General features: G+C 40.7%; 17 protein-coding genes. 5 read left to right on the forward strand and 12 right to left on the reverse strand.

The window, feature by feature from the left end:
- Positions 1-22: 22 nt before the first annotated feature.
- Positions 23-970: a protein kinase family protein gene (locus JOD45_RS11245; protein ID WP_205003987.1), complete on the reverse strand. Its 948-nt coding sequence runs from the start codon at positions 968-970 to the stop codon at positions 23-25.
- Positions 971-1141: 171 nt separating this feature from the next.
- Here JOD45_RS11245 and JOD45_RS11250 point away from each other — a divergent pair, with 171 nt between their 5' ends.
- Complete coding sequence (locus JOD45_RS11250; protein ID WP_380898238.1) at positions 1142-1639, forward strand: phosphatidylglycerophosphatase A family protein; 498 nt, start codon at positions 1142-1144, stop codon at positions 1637-1639.
- Here JOD45_RS11250 and JOD45_RS11255 read toward each other — a convergent pair.
- Entirely contained in the window at positions 1636-2400 is a 765-nt protein-coding gene (locus tag JOD45_RS11255; protein ID WP_205003989.1) for a TIGR01457 family HAD-type hydrolase, read from the reverse strand. The two genes, JOD45_RS11250 and JOD45_RS11255, sit on opposite strands and share 4 nt — an antisense overlap.
- A 105-nt stretch (positions 2401-2505) precedes the next feature.
- Positions 2506-2955, reverse strand: a complete 450-nt coding sequence (gene hepT / locus JOD45_RS11260; RefSeq protein WP_205003990.1) for a type VII toxin-antitoxin system HepT family RNase toxin — start codon at positions 2953-2955, stop codon at positions 2506-2508.
- 158 nt (positions 2956-3113) lie between these two features.
- Between hepT and JOD45_RS11265 the strand changes: the two genes are divergently transcribed.
- Positions 3114-3383, forward strand: a complete 270-nt coding sequence (locus JOD45_RS11265; protein WP_338056086.1) for a DUF3055 domain-containing protein — start codon at positions 3114-3116, stop codon at positions 3381-3383.
- A 58-nt stretch (positions 3384-3441) separates the two neighbouring features.
- Positions 3442-3759, forward strand: a complete 318-nt coding sequence (locus tag JOD45_RS11270; RefSeq protein ID WP_205003991.1) for a hypothetical protein — start codon at positions 3442-3444, stop codon at positions 3757-3759.
- A 4-nt stretch (positions 3760-3763) separates the two neighbouring features.
- Here the strand turns inward: JOD45_RS11270 and JOD45_RS11275 are convergent, their stop codons facing one another.
- The gene (locus tag JOD45_RS11275) at positions 3764-4057 is read right to left on the reverse strand and encodes a YutD family protein (RefSeq protein WP_205003992.1); all 294 of its coding nucleotides are present in this window, start codon (positions 4055-4057) and stop codon (positions 3764-3766) included.
- Positions 4058-4380: 323 nt separating this feature from the next.
- Here JOD45_RS11275 and JOD45_RS11280 point away from each other — a divergent pair, with 323 nt between their 5' ends.
- Positions 4381-5361, forward strand: coding sequence for a M23 family metallopeptidase (locus JOD45_RS11280; RefSeq protein WP_239549228.1), 981 nt, complete (start codon positions 4381-4383; stop codon positions 5359-5361).
- 43 nt (positions 5362-5404) lie between these two features.
- On the opposite strand, the gene yunB is transcribed toward JOD45_RS11280, so the two are convergent.
- The 8 genes from yunB to nadB all read right to left on the reverse strand — a co-directional run bounded on the left by yunB (position 5405) and on the right by nadB (position 14733).
- Positions 5405-6187, reverse strand: a complete 783-nt coding sequence (yunB, locus tag JOD45_RS11285) for a sporulation protein YunB (RefSeq protein ID WP_205003993.1) — start codon at positions 6185-6187, stop codon at positions 5405-5407.
- 80 nt (positions 6188-6267) lie between these two features.
- Complete coding sequence (locus JOD45_RS11290) at positions 6268-6570, reverse strand: YunC family protein (RefSeq protein ID WP_205003994.1); 303 nt, start codon at positions 6568-6570, stop codon at positions 6268-6270.
- Positions 6571-6619: 49 nt separating this feature from the next.
- On the reverse strand, positions 6620-8011 hold the full coding sequence (locus JOD45_RS11295; RefSeq protein WP_205003995.1) for a bifunctional metallophosphatase/5'-nucleotidase: 1392 nt from the start codon (positions 8009-8011) through the stop codon (positions 6620-6622).
- A gap of 257 nt (positions 8012-8268) precedes the next feature.
- Positions 8269-9714, reverse strand: coding sequence for an MDR family MFS transporter (locus JOD45_RS11300; RefSeq protein ID WP_205003996.1), 1446 nt, complete (start codon positions 9712-9714; stop codon positions 8269-8271).
- Between the two features lie 512 nt (positions 9715-10226).
- On the reverse strand, positions 10227-11039 hold the full coding sequence (locus JOD45_RS11305; RefSeq protein ID WP_205003997.1) for a YoaK family protein: 813 nt from the start codon (positions 11037-11039) through the stop codon (positions 10227-10229).
- A 227-nt stretch (positions 11040-11266) separates the two neighbouring features.
- Positions 11267-12367, reverse strand: coding sequence for a quinolinate synthase NadA (gene nadA / locus JOD45_RS11310; protein WP_205003998.1), 1101 nt, complete (start codon positions 12365-12367; stop codon positions 11267-11269).
- Positions 12354-13208, reverse strand: a complete 855-nt coding sequence (gene nadC / locus JOD45_RS11315) for a carboxylating nicotinate-nucleotide diphosphorylase (RefSeq protein ID WP_205003999.1) — start codon at positions 13206-13208, stop codon at positions 12354-12356. The genes nadA and nadC overlap by 14 nt, the downstream gene beginning before the upstream one ends.
- Positions 13195-14733 carry an L-aspartate oxidase gene (nadB, locus tag JOD45_RS11320; RefSeq protein ID WP_205004000.1) on the reverse strand — a complete coding sequence of 513 codons (1539 nt, stop codon included), beginning with the start codon at positions 14731-14733 and terminating at the stop codon, positions 13195-13197. The genes nadC and nadB overlap by 14 nt, the downstream gene beginning before the upstream one ends.
- Before the next feature lie 93 nt (positions 14734-14826).
- On the opposite strand from nadB, the gene JOD45_RS11325 reads away from it, so the two are divergent.
- On the forward strand, positions 14827-15969 hold the full coding sequence (locus JOD45_RS11325) for an IscS subfamily cysteine desulfurase (protein WP_205004001.1): 1143 nt from the start codon (positions 14827-14829) through the stop codon (positions 15967-15969).
- The last annotated feature ends 373 nt before the right edge of the window (positions 15970-16342 follow it).

Here is a 16342-nt window from a genome sequence, read left to right on the forward strand (position 1 = left end):
TAGGGAATATTGAAAAAATATCCTATCTTTTCACATTTGAAACAAGCCAATCAACCGTCTTTATTTCCGCTAAGTTTTCTTGAGCAAACCATTTGAGGAAGGATTCATATTGTTCCATCCTCGATAAAGATTTTAACAAAACATCCATATATAATGATTCATTGCGCTTTTTGTCTTCAAAATAAGCTTCACTAAGTTCTATAAAAGACAGAGGAAATAGAAGCCTTCCCATAATCAGTGATTTGCCGAGTGAAGTTATCGGATTCTCTTGATGATATGCCTGCAAAAATGATTCAATCTCTTGATAAGATTTATTGTCCAAAACCGCCCCCCGCATCCATTCAGCCAGATCACGAGAAGGATGGTCGATAACCCAATCGGCAGGGGATTTTATCCAATAGGGTCCAAACGCCCATGTATCATCTGTAAAACGATGATGACAAACGGCTGGTTTCTCAAACACGCTATAATCGAGCCTTAAATCAACCATATATTGAACAGCATTTTCGCCTAATCCCGCAAAATAAGGGAAAACTTTTATAAAGTGATTTTCAAAATCAGTGATTGTTCGGCTCTTTTGGCATTCTTTGTAGCGATCCCAAAGATCATCTAAGCGGTTTATCCAATAATTAACGTTATTTACATAAGGCGTATCATCAAGCTTTCTAAATTGAAAGAATGAACCAGATTGATGGAACCGGGCAAGTTCCTTTGGCAGCGGCACGTTTTGACGAAAATGCGGCGGTACAATTAATAAAACAGTATCTTCATTTTTTCGTGCCGCCCATTTTTTCTTTTGTTCGGGGGCAATCACAGCTACACCTTTTTCTCCCCTTTGGCGAAATCCATAAGCTAAAGCCGCCAATTCTTCAATATCATCATGATGAAATTTATCTAACGGCAGCTCAACAGTCTGATTTTGAACCGCGTCTTTGCGATATTGATCATAATGAAAGCTTCTGTTATTCACCATTATCAACCCTTTTTAAGCCCAATTTTATATCAGTTTATGTTTTTGTTCATATCAAGTGACCCTCGCAGAGAATAAACTGTACCCTAAAGGTAAATTCTAATGAAAAATTGTAAAGAAACTTGCCGATTGGCAATCTGATCTATACTTTAAAAGGCGGTGAGTTGTTCTGTGCCAGATATCATAGAACAAACAGCAAAAAAATGGCTGGAAGAACGAGGCGTCACTTGTGAGGCTATTGCTGAACTTGTGCTTTTTTTGCAAAAAGATTACATTAAAGATCTGACAACCGAAAAATGTCTTGACAGCATACATCACGTTCTTGCTAAAAGAGAAGTTCAAAACGCCATCATTACAGGTATTGCTCTTGATCGTTTAACAGAAAAAGGAGCGATTCCAGAACCGCTCCTTGATATGCTAAAACGTGATGAAAGCTTATATGGGGTTGATGAAGTCATAGCCCTTTCCATTGTTAATGTCTACGGATCGATAGGTTTTACGAACTATGGTTATATCGATAAAATGAAACCCGGGATTTTGAAAAGGTTAAATGATAAATCTACCGGAGAATGCCATACATTTCTTGATGATATTGTCGGCGCTATTGCAGCGGCAGCATCAAGCCGGCTGGCTCACAGCGTCAATAATACCCAAAATCTTGATCATTAAAACGGCCATTCACTTAAGGAATCTATAGCGTAAGTTGGGCTTTCTGCAATGTCTGTCATGTGTTCTTTCGTCGTTACGCCCGTATAGACAAGCAGCGTATCAACTCCCGCTGTAAGCCCTGCTTTTATATCAGTATGGTAGTTGTCTCCTATCATCAGGGTTCTATCCTTTGGCGTGCCGATAGCTTTTAGAGCCTGTTCAATAATGATGGGTTCCGGCTTGCCGATAAAAATAGGATCAACGGTTGTAGAAACACTAACGACTGCTGTCAGCGAACCGTTGCCGGGCAAAAAACCTCGTTCAGTAGGCAAGGCGATATCCGGATTTGTGGATATAAATTTGGCTCCTTTTCTTACAGCCAAACAAGCTTTTGCGAGTTTTTCATAAGTGATTTCCCGGTCCATGCCGATAACCACATAATCGGGATTTTCTTCTTCATAAATGAATCCTGCTTCATTTAAAGCTTGCTTAAGGCCCTCTTCACCAATAAAATAAACTTTTGCATTTTTCTTTTCTTCTTTTATATATTGTGCGGTGGCCATGCTCGTTGTTAAAACATGTTCAGGCTCAGCCGGAACACCAAAGCCGGCGAGCTTTTCCGCCACCTGCTCTTTTGTTCTCGTTGAATTATTCGTTACAAATAGATAAGGCAGGCTGCGCTCTTTTAATGTTTTAACAAACGTCACAGCTTCGTCTATCTTTTCGGTGCCGCGATACATTGTTCCGTCTAAATCAATCAGAAAACCTTCGTATTTTTTCATCTATATTCCTCCATGTCCATAAATGATTTTAAAGTTCACAAGGACAGATGTTTAACTTTCTCAATGAAATGTAAAAAACCGCTTTGTAAGCGGTTTTACGTCCATCTATTCTTGATTTTCCGGCATAAATGCTGATACCGGCCCTAATTCCTGTTCAAGATAATGTCTCACTTGCCGAGGAAAGTCCTTAAGAACTTGTTGATTTTCTTTCAAAGCCGTATAAAGCTTATCATGGTCAATAGTTAAATACTGACTGACAAGCGCCTTTCTCAGCTGCACAATGGCTTTGAAGCCTGCCTCATTATCTTTAGGAATGACTTGCTCGTCCACTAAAATATCAACGATGTCTTCATAGCTTCCCGGATCACGCATAATGAAACCGTCGATCATATGGTTGCCAATATCGATGAAAGCTTCGATGACATTTTGGGCTAATCGCTCAAGAGCCAGCTTTTCAACTTCTGAACGCCACTCTGTCTTTTCATTAAACAAATTGATATGCTGTGACATATACGCTAGTGTTGCTTCGATTTTGCGCCGATCGATAAAATACATTTATCTTCGTCCTTTCTTGACCCTTAGATCTCCATATATATTTTACCAAGATATCATCAGCTCTGTCTAACTTGCAGTGACCTCTTCCCCCGCTTTTGATAAGATATAAAGGGACAAGTTCTATCGGCAGTCTCATGACAAAGGAAAGGAAGATAACTGTGACAGAAGAACGTTTTTTTCTATATGATGAAACTGAAGAAACCAAAACGCGATTTGTCAGTTTTATGGGGGACGAAACCCGCTTCGATCTAGCTATTATAATATCCAATCGTTATTTTGGTAAACACATGGTTTTAAACATTCAAAATGGCCGGTTTGCGATCATTGGCCAGGATGACCTTGATGAGCCTGGTTATTTAGAGGAAGCGTTTCGTATCAATGAAAAGGAAGCCCAAGAGCTTAAGGGGTTTTTGCAAGAAATGCTATAAGCAATGGCTGAGGTTATAATAAATGGCTGTCTTGCTCATCCTATGATTAAGGATGGTGATGGCAGTGTTCAGAAAGAAGAAAAAGAACCAAGAAAATTATACTGATTTTTCAAATGTGGAAGATCAAAGAAAATTTTTAACTGCTGAAGAGTTCCCTGAAGGCACCTATGGTGATGCTGCTTACGATTTGTTCGATGAGCCCGTGTTTAACAAAAGCACACCGTGGGAAGAGGGGCAAAGTTATATCAGCGGTTTCACATATGAATATAGAAATATGCATGAAAACAGACCGCGGAAATTTCCCGGCGCTCATCAAACACATGATGAACCTTACAAAGAAACTGAACCGCCTTTCCAAGATACAGAAACCCCATGAATTTTTAAGGGGTTTCTTTTACCTTTTTTAATACGAAATAGGCGCATCCAAAATTGCAATATTCATAAATGTAGTCTGTTAACATGCTAATTTTGTTATCAAACGCCGACTTCCGATGATTATCATCGTAAAAGCCCCGGAGCCTTAATTGTTCATAGCCCCAATCGCCTACAATATAATCATATTTCGATAAAATATCGCTGTATCGCGACAAAAAAGCTTCCTCATTCCAGCCGTCTTTAACATTTTCGATTAATTCGTAAGATTGCATTTTTATAGTAACAGTAGGATTAGACATCTGTCATCCTCCTTCACGGTCATTTATTTATCCAACAATTGCCAGCAATAAAATATTAAAATCAGCCATCCTAAAAAGAAGAAAGGTTTTCTAAAGGTATGGACAGAGGAGTCAAAATCCCTTAAGGCAATATTATAAAGAAAACTTGCAGTTGGCAAGCTTTAATAAAGACAAGAAAAGGAACCAGCTGAAAAAACTCAATGGCGCTTTGTAATCCATCCCTTTCATCTGATAATCTGACTCATGCGATACGTACCTGAAGCACAAACAACAAACCAAGGATAGCTGATGTGCCAATGATCAGGAAGGAGGCGACCTAAGCAATGTGGAAAAGGATGTTCTTTTCCATTATAACGGCGTTGTTTATTTTATCTTTGCCGCAATGGACTAATAGTAAAGAACAGCCAACAAACACACCGGAAGACCGAAAAGCGCTTTACCTAAAAACAGCAGCGATAACTGACGTGCCATGGTATGTTCTGGCAGCTGTTGACCAATATGAAAGAAGCCTTCGCAATATAAGGAGAGATTTGCCTGATGCAAAGGGAATAACAGGGATTTATTTTAAGCCAGAGCAATGGGCAGGTCCGCTGAATCCTAATAAAAAAGACAATAATAGATTTCATTTAGCGCTTTTCAATGGTTTGGGAAGGGACGGGAGCGGAGATGGCTTAGCTGATATCAATAACCCCGAGGATGTCCTGTACGCAATGGCTGAAAGGCTTTCCGAACGCGGTCCCGGCATCGATAATATTAAACTCGCCCTTTGGGATTATTATCAACGCGGAAAAACAGTTGAAATGATCTTGCAATTATCGAAACTTTACCAGCATTTTAATCGCGTTGATCTTGATGTCCATGCCTTTCCCATCCCTCTTCGCATGAATTATGATTATAAGTCGACATGGGGAGCAAGAAGAGGCTGGGGCGGCTTAAGGATCCACGAAGGTACGGATATTTTTGCTGATTATGGGACTCCTGTTAAAGCCACATCATACGGTGTCATTGAAATGATCGGCTGGAATAAATTTGGCGGCTGGCGGCTCGGCATACGCGACCCTCAAAACATTTATCACTACTATGCGCACCTTAGAGGCTATGGCCGGCATATTAAAAAAGGAACCGTTGTAAAGCCGGGCCAAATTATTGGTTATGTTGGCAGCTCCGGCTATGGTCCAAAGGGAACCCAGGGAAAATTTCCTCCCCACCTCCATTACGGTATGTACCGCGACAACGGTTCAACCGAATTTTCTTTCGATCCTTATCCTTATTTAAAAGCTTGGGAAAGACAAGAGAGGCAATAAGTTTAATCCACTTATCGCCTCTCTTTTTGTCTCTCTTTTTGTTTTAATGGCTTGTTTTTGAACCGCCCTTCGGAGACATCGGGATCGTTGCATCATTGCCGTTTCCGCCTCTGTTGTAATAATACGGCACCTGTCCAGGAATAAATTGCTCAGCAATTGGAATCGTCTGTTCAACCGGCTGATTAGAAGCTGCAAAAGGCAGGATCACATTAACATTGACTTTGATTGTTAAATAAATACGAATATAGGTATTATTAATCCCGGTGACGATAGCTTTGCTTTTCGCGTCCACATTAACATTGCCAAGGACATCTAATCGCACGGGGATTCTGGGGCTTAAATTCGTTAATAAAGCATTCTCGCTAGCCTGCCCGAGCGGTATTTCCGCTACAATGCCTTGTTTCGTCTTTTTATGTATTAACTTTCCATTTTGAATTGAAACTTTTCCATCCTCAGCCATCCTTAAGAATGTTTGAACCCGATCCGTCACTTCGGCTTTGAGCCGATTAATTTCTGCGGTATTATAGCTGACATTTGTGACTTCATGTTTATCATCATATTGGATAATAAACAGCTTTTTAGGATCAATGATGCTTTTGATTTGATCATTGCCTTCCAAATTATTGGACGGGTTGCCGACTCCGTAATTAATGGCATAAGTTTCAATTTGATTAGCTTCGTTTTTCGCAATCTCTATAAGAGTAGGCGTCACTTGCCGATTGATAAACCAAAATCCGCCCATTGTAAAAATGATGAACATCACCATTGTAAGAACAAAAGCATGACGTAAAGCAATCGTTCGGCGCCGCCGCATGGGTTTGAACATCACTCATCCCCCTTTACAAGCATATATATGCTTGTAAAAGGGGATGTAAAAGCTTTTTTTGAATTCTTTTTAAACACGCATTATATCATTTTTAAAAGGGCTTCGCGGCCTGACATTCCCTTCATAATACCTAATCTTTCAGCTCCTATTGTCACTGATTCTAACGGCGCTTCAAGCAGCTGTTCAATCGTTCTGACACCGACAGCTCTTCCGGCAATAATATTGCGGTCTGCCAATTTCTCATTTAATAAGGCGACATCCAAGGCCCCGCACATGATATACCCTTTATCATTATAGATGGCCATCAAATTTGTTTGCGGCAGCTTAACCGTTACTGCAGTAAACGGCTGATCAAAAACCATAATGGGTTTTAATTCGACCATTCGATCACTCCTTCCACAAATAGCTTATGGAAAGAGATGAAAAATGTGCTTATGGCCTATGATTATTTTTAAGCTTCCAGGCTAACAGGTCTCTTAACATTTCCGGCAAGTAAAACTTTTTATGCGGCGCTTCTTTGATCGGCGGCAGCAGCCGGCCAAATGTAAACATATCAATGGTGGCCACTTGATAAGTCCGGTCAAGTTCAAGCGGCTCCCCATTCATTTGCACATTAACAACTTTTGACGTTTCGCCGATTTTATTGATTTCATATGTTAATTGACTAAATATTAATTTTCCAATTGTTTTTCCTCTAAAACCGAATCCCTTCAGTTCAAATGTTTGAAAAGCCGGGTCCAAGCCCTTTTGAATAATCTCAATGATTTCATAACCGGTAAGAAAAACCTTACATGGGTTAATCGGATGAGGACAAATTCTATGCAAATCCGCTTTTGTTATCAATCCAGGCTCAAGATGATCGAGGATAGCTCCGGCATTAATCATTCCAAAGTCAGCTTGACACCATTGTCTTAAAGCATCGGCCAATAATTTCGACAGGGGGCTTTCATTAAACCACGATGTCGTTAGGGGCTGATCAAGATAAGTGACCGGTGTTTGCAGTTCCTTTAATCCTTTTTTTGTTAATTTTTCTAATAAATCAGCGGCTTCCGAATCCCTTAATTCGGTTTCATCCATTGGAACAGCCATTGCTTTCTTATCAATGATTTCTTTTGACGTTTCATCATAGGTTAAAATAACATGTCCAGCGTAATGGCCAAATTTGCCTGTTTGACAGATCAGTGTTGAATTAACATTTAATCCATCCTCAAGCAAATGATGCGTATGCGAACCTAATATGACATGAATCCCTTCTATGCTTTTGGCTGTATCTTGATCAAATTTCAACCCGGCGTGAGACAAGAGAATGACAATGTCAGCTTTCTTTTTAACCTTCTCTATAATTTCAGGCAGCACGTCTTGAGGATCCTTTATATCCCACCCCAGCGGCTCGTAAAAAGGTTTAAAAGGCGCGGTGATGCCTGTAATGCCGATTGTGATATTGTTTACTTTATGAAATATATAAGGTTTGCACCATTTTGGGCGCTCTCCTTCACTTGTAAACAGATTAGCCAAGATAATCTCGAACTGGCGCACATCGTAAGCTTTATTAATATCTTCCATTGTAAAAGTAATGCCTTCATTATTGCCAATCGTGACAAAATCAAAGCCCGCTTGATTGAGTAAAAAGACATTGCCTTTTCCCATCGTTCCCTCTGTTAAAGGATGCACCCGGTCCATATGATCTCCAAGGTCAAATAAAAGATACGGTTCTCCCTTTTCCAGATTCATTTCAATCTGCTTTTTAAAATAATGAATGATTTGCGGCCAATGTTCGAAATGGCTGTGAATATCATTGGTATGATAGAGATGGAGCTTTATCAAAAGAATTGCCTCCTATGTATATCGTACAACAATCATATGAAACAACAGATGATTTAATTATTCAGGTCATTAATATTATTTTATCGTTTCTTCATGTAAAGCTGTCAAGTTTATGATATCACTGTACTTATAGTATACAATTCGCGGGATAACAATCGACCCGTGTGTGTAAAATCGTTTTTTCATTTTTTTGCCCAAAAATAGAAGAAGCCGCATTTTCTTCTTGAAAATGCAGCTTGCCATGAGGCTGCCGTTTTCTATTCATAAGAGGCTGCTTCACTTTCACTAGGAGCTGGAACAACCGCTTTCTTAATAAATAACACAATGAAAAAAGCAACAATACTGAGAACTAACGCAAACCAATAGGCATGGTGTACACCTTGAGTCATTGCTTCATTCATTATTTGTTTTGTAATGGCGCCTTGCTGCATGCCTAAATAATGATTTTTGCCTTGAGTCATCAGGCTTACAAAAATTGAAACGCCAAAAGCGCCTGCGACCGGCTGCAAGGTGTTGGCGATCGCTGTGCCATGGGGGTATAAATGCTTTGGCAATTCATTTAATCCATTGGTTTGCGCCGGCATTAAGATCGCCGAAATCGACAACATCAAAATAATATAGACGATGATGAAAGCCCAAATTGGGACAGAAGGATTGATATTGCAAAAGAATATCGTGACACCAATAAGAACCGCAGTACCTGGGATGATAAGCTTCCTTGGACCGTATTTATCAAATAAAGATCCCATGAGCGGCGACATTAAGCCGTTCAGCAAAGCGCCCGGCAAAAGCACTAACCCCGCCATCTTCGCAGTGTATTCAAGCGGTCCCTGCAAATACATCGGCATCACTATTTCCGACGCAAACATTGCCATGACAACAATAACAAAAAGGATAACCCCTTGGGTATAACGCTTATATTTAAATACACGAACATCCAATAATGGTTCATCCAGTTTTAATTGGCGCAGCACAAATAAAAGTAAACTGAGAATGCTTATACCTATCATTAATAGAATGGCTGGTGATAGAAATCCTTTCTCATTTTCTCCTGCGCTGCTAAAACCATAAACGATGCCGCCGATCCCGATCGTAGAAAGAAGTATAGATATGACATCTGCTTTAGGTTTGGTTACTTCTCCAACGTTTTGTAAATATTTAAAAGCAAACAGAATGGAAAATATCGCAAACGGAATAACGATCAAGAAAAGCCAACGCCAGCCTAACGCATCGACGATTACGCCTGATAATGTCGGTCCGATTGCAGGGGCAAACATAATGACTAACCCAAAAATCCCCATAATCTTTCCGCGAACTTCAGGTTGATAAATCAACAGCAAAGCATTCATGATGACAGGTATGAGCAGCCCTGTGCCCACCGCTTGGACCATACGTCCTGTTAAAAGCATTGGAAAATTGACTGCACAGCCTGCAAGAACTGTTCCGATTAAAAAAATGATCATAACCCCAATAAACATTTGCCTCGTCGTAAACCATTGAATGAATAATGCTGATACCGGCATTAAAACACCCATCACCAACATAAATCCAGTTGCCAGCCATTGAATTGTCGGCGCATCGACGTGAAATTCCTTCATTAACTCTGTTAATGCAATATTGAGCAAAGTTTCATTTAATACGGCAAAAAATGCACCGATCATAAAAGTGACTAAAATCACCTTTGTATTAAGTTTAGATTCCATATTGCCCTCCAATTTTTTGCTATAACAACCACGTCATTAACGATTCATGATTTTTCATTTAAATGAAAGGCGAATTTGTACCATTAAAAAAACCTCCTAATCATTTCTGAATAGGAGGTAATGGGCATATACAGCAAATAAGCAGCTTCAACAACCAGACTCGAAGTTTCTTATTAACTATATCAGTACATTACTAATCCTATTCAGAAAAATCATCCATAAAAACTTAGAATCTCTGAATAGGAAAAGCCGCTGCGCATTTATCATCAGGATGAAACATTAAAAAAGTACAGATTAATCCTATTCAGAAATCATATCGTTTTTATGATTGACGATGTTTTTCTCTAAAATAGGATTAATAAATCATGTACTTTTTACCCTTCCGTTTGTATTGTATTTATATACTAAACAAACGGACAAGCATAAGTCAAGGATTTTTTCTTTATACACTGTTTTTATTCATTAAACGATGCTGATGAGGATTGATTTCCCGCCGGTTGGCCATTTCAGCATCAGCCAGACACATTTGGCCTGGAACCTTGATTTTGTCTCGGCTTATCAATCATTCTTTTATCCAAACGAAAGACTATCATCACCATAATAGCCATGCCAATGATAGCAACTGCCGGCCAGCCGAAATACTTTGGATAATGCAAAGTGAACCAGCCGCCGATAACGCCGCCTAATAGATAAATCAGCCAAGAAAATAGCTGAAATCCCCAGTTCGAAGAAGCACCGGCTGACTTGTCACTCGTTAACTGACGCCGGCATGAGTCTAACGTATTTTTAGTAATGGTTTCAACAACGGATACCATCATGCCTGTGATAAACGTTGTTGCAACGCCGCGTAAATTGATTCGGCGGGTTATGGTGCTTTGTATGCCCATTGCCGCTGAAGCAATAAAAACGAGAAGCCTGATCCATCCTTTGCCGGGCATGCCGTTTGTTAAATGGATAAAGACAGCCAATACGGATAGAAGTGCCGCTTCCATTACAATTGTATTTATCAAGCGCTGCGAGCGAAACAAATCCCCTTGTACGCTTTCAGTCATAGTGAAGCCTATAGCCACCCCGATAAAAAATCCGACAAGTGAAAGAGCAGAAAGAAACAGTGAGTTAATATCTCCGTCAACCCATTTAACCCCCAAAAGCACTGTATTGCCTGTCATATTGGCTGTGAAGACCTCCCCCAATCCAAGATAACTCATTGCATCGACACAGCCGCCGGCCGCAGATAATAGGTAGACAAACAGCAATTTATAATAATATGGCTGTCTTATCTCCCTATGGGTTACCGCAGGTTTATTGAAAGATTCCTTCTCCAAATTCACCGCCCCCAAACCTTCCGATTGATGAGTAAAGTCTATAATAAATTATACTGATTGCCGCACAAATCGTATTTGACTGCAATCATTCTTGCCCATCTGTAAAAAATATTTAATCTTATTTACTTTACTTATGATAATAAATGAATGGTTCAAAAATTCAATCATTTAACATGATTATTAAAAAAACGGATGATCTCCAATACAGAAATCATCCGTTTTTCTTATTAGCTTAACTGCCACATCCGCTCAATCGCAGTCTGCGAATCACGAGCTGTCTCTGGATCGACAGTTATCACATTAACCGGTTCACCTTCCGCTACTTTCTCAAGCGACCATAATAAATGCGGCAAGTCAATCCTGTTCATTGTTAGACAAGGACACATATAAGGATTTAACGACCTGATCACTTTATCCGGATTTTGTTTAATCAGACGCTGAACGAGATTCATTTCTGTTCCGATGGCCCAATGGCTGCCGCTTTCGGCGTTAGTAATCGTCTCGATAATATGTCTTGTTGATCCGGCATCATCAGCTTCCTGAACAACTTCATAAGAACACTCAGGATGAACGATAACCTTTATCTCAGGGTCGTCCTTACGGCATTGATGAATATTTTCTACCGTGAATTTTTCATGAACCGAGCAGTGCCCTTTCCATAAAATCATTGACGTTTCATCATGATAATGACCTTCAAATTTATTTTGAATAGGATCCCATACCACCATATTTTTCAAAGGAATGCCTAAATCCGCCGCGGTATTTCTTCCTAAATGCTGATCCGGCAAGAAAAGAATGCGCTGCTTCTTCTCAAAAGCCCATTGCAGCATCTTTTTTGCATTAGATGAAGTGACTGTTGCCCCGCCATGCCTGCCGACAAAGGCTTTAATTTCAGCTGTAGAGTTAACATATGTCAAAGGTATGATCGTATCGCTATAAACCTTTTGAAGTTCGTACCACGCACGTTCTAATTGATAGATATCGGCCATATCCGCCATTGAACAGCCCGCCCGCATATCCGGCAGAATGACCTTTTGCGAAGGTCCTGTTAATATATCAGCCGTTTCGGCCATAAAGTGAACACCGCAAAAAACAATATATTCAGCCTCATTATTTTGAGCCGAAATTTTGGCTAGTTCTAATGAATCACCTGTCACATCTGCAAATTGGATAACTTCTTCCTTTTGATAATGATGGCCTGGCATAAATAATTTAGATCCGAATTCGGCTTTAATTGCTTTCACTCTTTTTTCCATTTCTGATGCTGATAAGTTTTTATAATCCTCCGGCATGCCCGTTTGAGATTGAATGAATTCAATAACACTCACTTTTTACACCTTCTTTAAGATTGAAACTGATATCCATAGCACGGTAAGAATGTGTTAAAAATCCAAGCGATATATAATCAACGCCTGTATGACGATAAAGAGGAAGATCTTCCAATTGGATGCCGCCCGACGCTTCAGTAATGATATGATGAGGAACCAAATCAACAAACGCTGCGACTTCCTCCGATTTCCTGTTATCAAACATAATGACATCGGCTCCTGCTTCAACCGCTTCAATGACTTGTTCTTTCGTTTCGGTTTCAACTTCGATTTTTACCATATGACCGGCATGCTGCCGAGCACGCTCGACAGCCTTTGTGATGCTGCCGCAAAAAGCAATATGATTATCTTTAATCATGACGCCATCATATAATCCGATCCGATGGTTATGGCCGCCGCCGCATTTGACCGCATATTTTTCAAGCATCCGCAGGCCCGGCGTCGTTTTCCTCGTATCACAAATTTTAGTCTTTGAACTATTCAGCCGTTGGACGGCTTCATATGTTGTCGTTGCAATCCCGCTCATTCTTTGAAATAAATTTAATAAGACACGCTCACCTGTCAAGACAGATTGCACAGGGCCTTTTACGACTGCAAGATTCTGCCCCGCTTCAACAACCTCTCCATCACTGATAAGCGTCTCTACAGCAATATCCTGGCTTAACAGGCGATAGCCTTCTTTTATGATGGAAACCCCGGATACGACCCCTGATGATTTCGCTGTCAAAACCCCTTGGGCAACAGCTCCGGGCTCAAAAATGGATAGACTTGTTACATCACCGCTGCCAATATCTTCATTAAAAAACGCTTGAAGCATCATTTTTAGTTTAATAGGATTCAACAGCCCTTCTCTCCTTTACAATTTTTTGTTCTAACCATTCTTTATCGTTTTTTTCAGGATAGTCGCTGCGAAAATGACTGCCTCTGCTTTCTGTTCGCTGCAATGCCGAAGTGGCAATCAGCCAGCCGACCGTTAAAAGATTGATTCTCTCCATGGCCGCTTTTGACGGCTGGCCAACCATCGTATCCAATCCTTGAGGCAAATGATCTTCAAACCAATGAATCAGCGTTTCCAAACCTTCCTGATGCCGGATAATGCCGGCATTTTCGAACATGAATTGCTGAATAGCCGCTTTCTCCGGACAATCTATATCAACTTTATTCTCAATCATTCGGGGCGGTTCTTGATTTTGAACAGCGGATTCCCGGCGTATGGCTTCCGCAACATTAAGGGCAAATGTAATGCCCTCTAACAGCGAATGACTGGCTAACCGGTTGGCACCGTGAACCCCTGTACAAGCCGCCTCTCCGCAAGCATAAAGCCCCTTAATATTTGTCCTTCCATATAAGTCAGTCTTAATGCCGCCCATAAGAAAATGAGCGCCTGGGCTGACCGGAATCAAACCTTTTGATAAATCAATATCAGCCTGTTGACATAACTTTGTAATGGTTGGAAAACGATTTTCAAAGCCGTTTACTTTTGTAATATCCAAATAAATGTCATCACCTGACATTTTTGCTTGATATAACGTTCGGGCAACAATATCCCTCGGCGCCAAGTCTTCTAATTCGTGAACGCCTGACATGATATGCTTGCCTTTTTGGTTGACCAGCTTCGCCCCCTCACCTCTTACGGCTTCAGAAACAAGTCCGAAAGCTTGCCCGTCTTTTGAAAGCAGCGTCGGATGAAATTGGACAAATTCCATATCAACCAGTGCGGCGCCGGCACGATAGGCCATCGCTAATCCATCGCCTGTAACGGAAGGGTTATTGGTTGTTGGCGCATAGACTTGCCCGCAACCGCCTGTGGCTATAATCACTTGATTGGCAAGATAAATCACAATGTCATTATGTTCATCACGAGCCCATAATCCAAAGCAGCGCCCGCCGTCCACCAAAAGATCCATAGCCTGTGTATTGGTATGAATCTCCAGACTGTCCAGCAAGCTAAGCATATGATTAATAAGATAGGCACCAGTCGCATCTCCGCCCGCATGTAAAATACGGCTGACGCGATGACCGCCCTCCCTTGTCAAATGAATGCCTCCTGAATCATCACGATCAAAAGGGGCGCCTATAGAAAGCAGCCAATCAATGATTGGACGGCTTTGCCTAATCATAAATGAAGTCGACTCGGGGCTATTGTAGTTATGGCCGGCCTTTAAGGTATCTTCAAAATGAGCCAGCCAATCATCACCCTCTGGCGCTGTTGCCGCTATCCCTCCTTGAGCCATATATGAGTTGCTGTCCCTTTCCTCACACTTTGTGATTAATATCACATGCTGGCGGGAGTTAAGCTGGTGCGCGGCTGCCAAGGCTGACAACCCGCTCCCAACGATCAACGTATTCGTCTGGCATGTTTTCATGATAAGGACTCCCTCATGTTAATTCATATGTCTTGACACCTATCTTTACATATTATTAAACTATTATCAAGACCTAATTTTGGAGGTTACCTGATGATTTATCTTGATTATGCCGCATCAACACCTATGTCAAAACAAGCATTAGATGTTTATACAAAGCTGGCAGCAGATGTCTACGCCAATACGGAAAGTCTTCATGACAATGGTACAAACGCAAAAGCCATTTTGGAAAAATGCCGAGGGGAAGTCGCTCATGCATTAGGTGCAGAGCCTAATGGCATTTACTTTACGAGCGGCGGAACCGAAAGCAATATACTCGCTGTTTTAAGTTTATTAAAACGATATAGGCATAAAGGCCGACATATCCTATCCATTAAGAGTGAACATTCGTCAATATTAAATTTATTAAAGAAACTGGAGCTAGAGCATGGTTATGAAGTGACATACCTCCCGATTGATGAAAAGGGCAAATTATCGCCTGAGGCATTGGTGAAAAGCATTCGGAATGATACTGTACTCGCCGCCATTCAGCATGTAAACGGGGAAACAGGTGCTGTTCAGGACATTGATACCATCGGGGCCATATTAAGCGAAAGAAGAGTTTTGTTTCATTGTGATGCCGTACAGAGCTTTGGAAAGTTAAAGTTAGATGTAAAAAGGGCACATATCACCAGCCTGTCTATATCGAGCCATAAAATATACGGTCCTAAAGGCGTCGGGGCTTGTTATATCTCACCATCCGCCTCTGTCCAACCGCTATTTCCAGACACCGTACATGAAGGCGGACTAAGACCCGGTACAGTTAATCTTCCAGGCATCGGCGCTTTTACTGCGGCCGCTTCCGAACATATAAGCATTATGGATAAAGAATACAAGCGAATAGACGCGATTCGGAATCATTTCATTGATTTAATTAAAAACAGCGGTTATCCCATCGCTATTGAAAGTGACCCTATCAGCACTTTGCCGCATATATTAGCCTTAAGAATAAAAGGGTTGGAAGGCCAGCTTGTCATGCTGTCTGCAAACCAAAAAGGGGTAGCTATTTCAACAGGATCGGCTTGCCAAGCCGGACATCAGGAGCCTTCTCAAACACTATTGGCCATGGGCAGAACTAAGGATGAAGCAAGAGAACTTATCCGGCTATCCTTCGGGCACGAAACCGATATCGATACCGTTCATAAAGCCTTTAATGCTATTAAAGAAGCAATTAATGAATATAGCTTAAAGATTTGAGAGTGAAAGCCAATCGTATAATGGAAATCATAAATTCATAAGGCCTGGGAACTATCTCCCAGCCTTAATGTTATAAACATTGATCAGTAGAAACTAAATTTCGAACTGATTATTTTTGAATGCTCAGGATTAGTTTAAGCCCCTATTCATCTCCTGTTGCATCACCAAAACCTTTGATCTCTTCCACCCTTTTCTTTGTACACATCTTCCCCTTTCTAAAATTTAAATTCCATCGTTTTCTAAATCATTTGCTCATAAAAAAAGCCCCGCATCCAAACTAAAATGTACCCTATAGAGTAGACACATAAAAAAGTCTACCTATAGGGTACTTTTTTATATAATGAATAAATACAACTAGAGAATTAACTTGGAG

Origin of the sequence: Scopulibacillus daqui, from assembly GCF_016908855.1 — a bacterium.
Lineage (GTDB): Bacteria > Bacillota > Bacilli > Bacillales > Sporolactobacillaceae > Scopulibacillus_A > Scopulibacillus_A daqui.

Excerpts from the sequence above, each read along its gene's own strand:
- JOD45_RS11255 (WP_205003989.1), bottom strand. The coding sequence starts at position 2,400 with ATGAAAAAATACGAAGGTTTTCTGATTGATTTAGACGGAACAATGTAT.
- hepT (WP_205003990.1), bottom strand. The coding sequence starts at position 2,955 with ATGTATTTTATCGATCGGCGCAAAATCGAAGCAACACTAGCGTATATG.
- JOD45_RS11270 (WP_205003991.1), top strand. The coding sequence starts at position 3,442 with ATGGCAGTGTTCAGAAAGAAGAAAAAGAACCAAGAAAATTATACTGAT.
- JOD45_RS11275 (WP_205003992.1), bottom strand. The coding sequence starts at position 4,057 with ATGTCTAATCCTACTGTTACTATAAAAATGCAATCTTACGAATTAATC.
- JOD45_RS11280 (WP_239549228.1), top strand. The coding sequence starts at position 4,381 with ATGTGGAAAAGGATGTTCTTTTCCATTATAACGGCGTTGTTTATTTTA.
- yunB (WP_205003993.1), bottom strand. The coding sequence starts at position 6,187 with ATGTTCAAACCCATGCGGCGGCGCCGAACGATTGCTTTACGTCATGCT.
- JOD45_RS11290 (WP_205003994.1), bottom strand. The coding sequence starts at position 6,570 with ATGGTCGAATTAAAACCCATTATGGTTTTTGATCAGCCGTTTACTGCA.
- JOD45_RS11300 (WP_205003996.1), bottom strand. The coding sequence starts at position 9,714 with ATGGAATCTAAACTTAATACAAAGGTGATTTTAGTCACTTTTATGATC.
- nadB (WP_205004000.1), bottom strand. The coding sequence starts at position 14,733 with ATGAAAACATGCCAGACGAATACGTTGATCGTTGGGAGCGGGTTGTCA.
- JOD45_RS11325 (WP_205004001.1), top strand. The coding sequence starts at position 14,827 with ATGATTTATCTTGATTATGCCGCATCAACACCTATGTCAAAACAAGCA.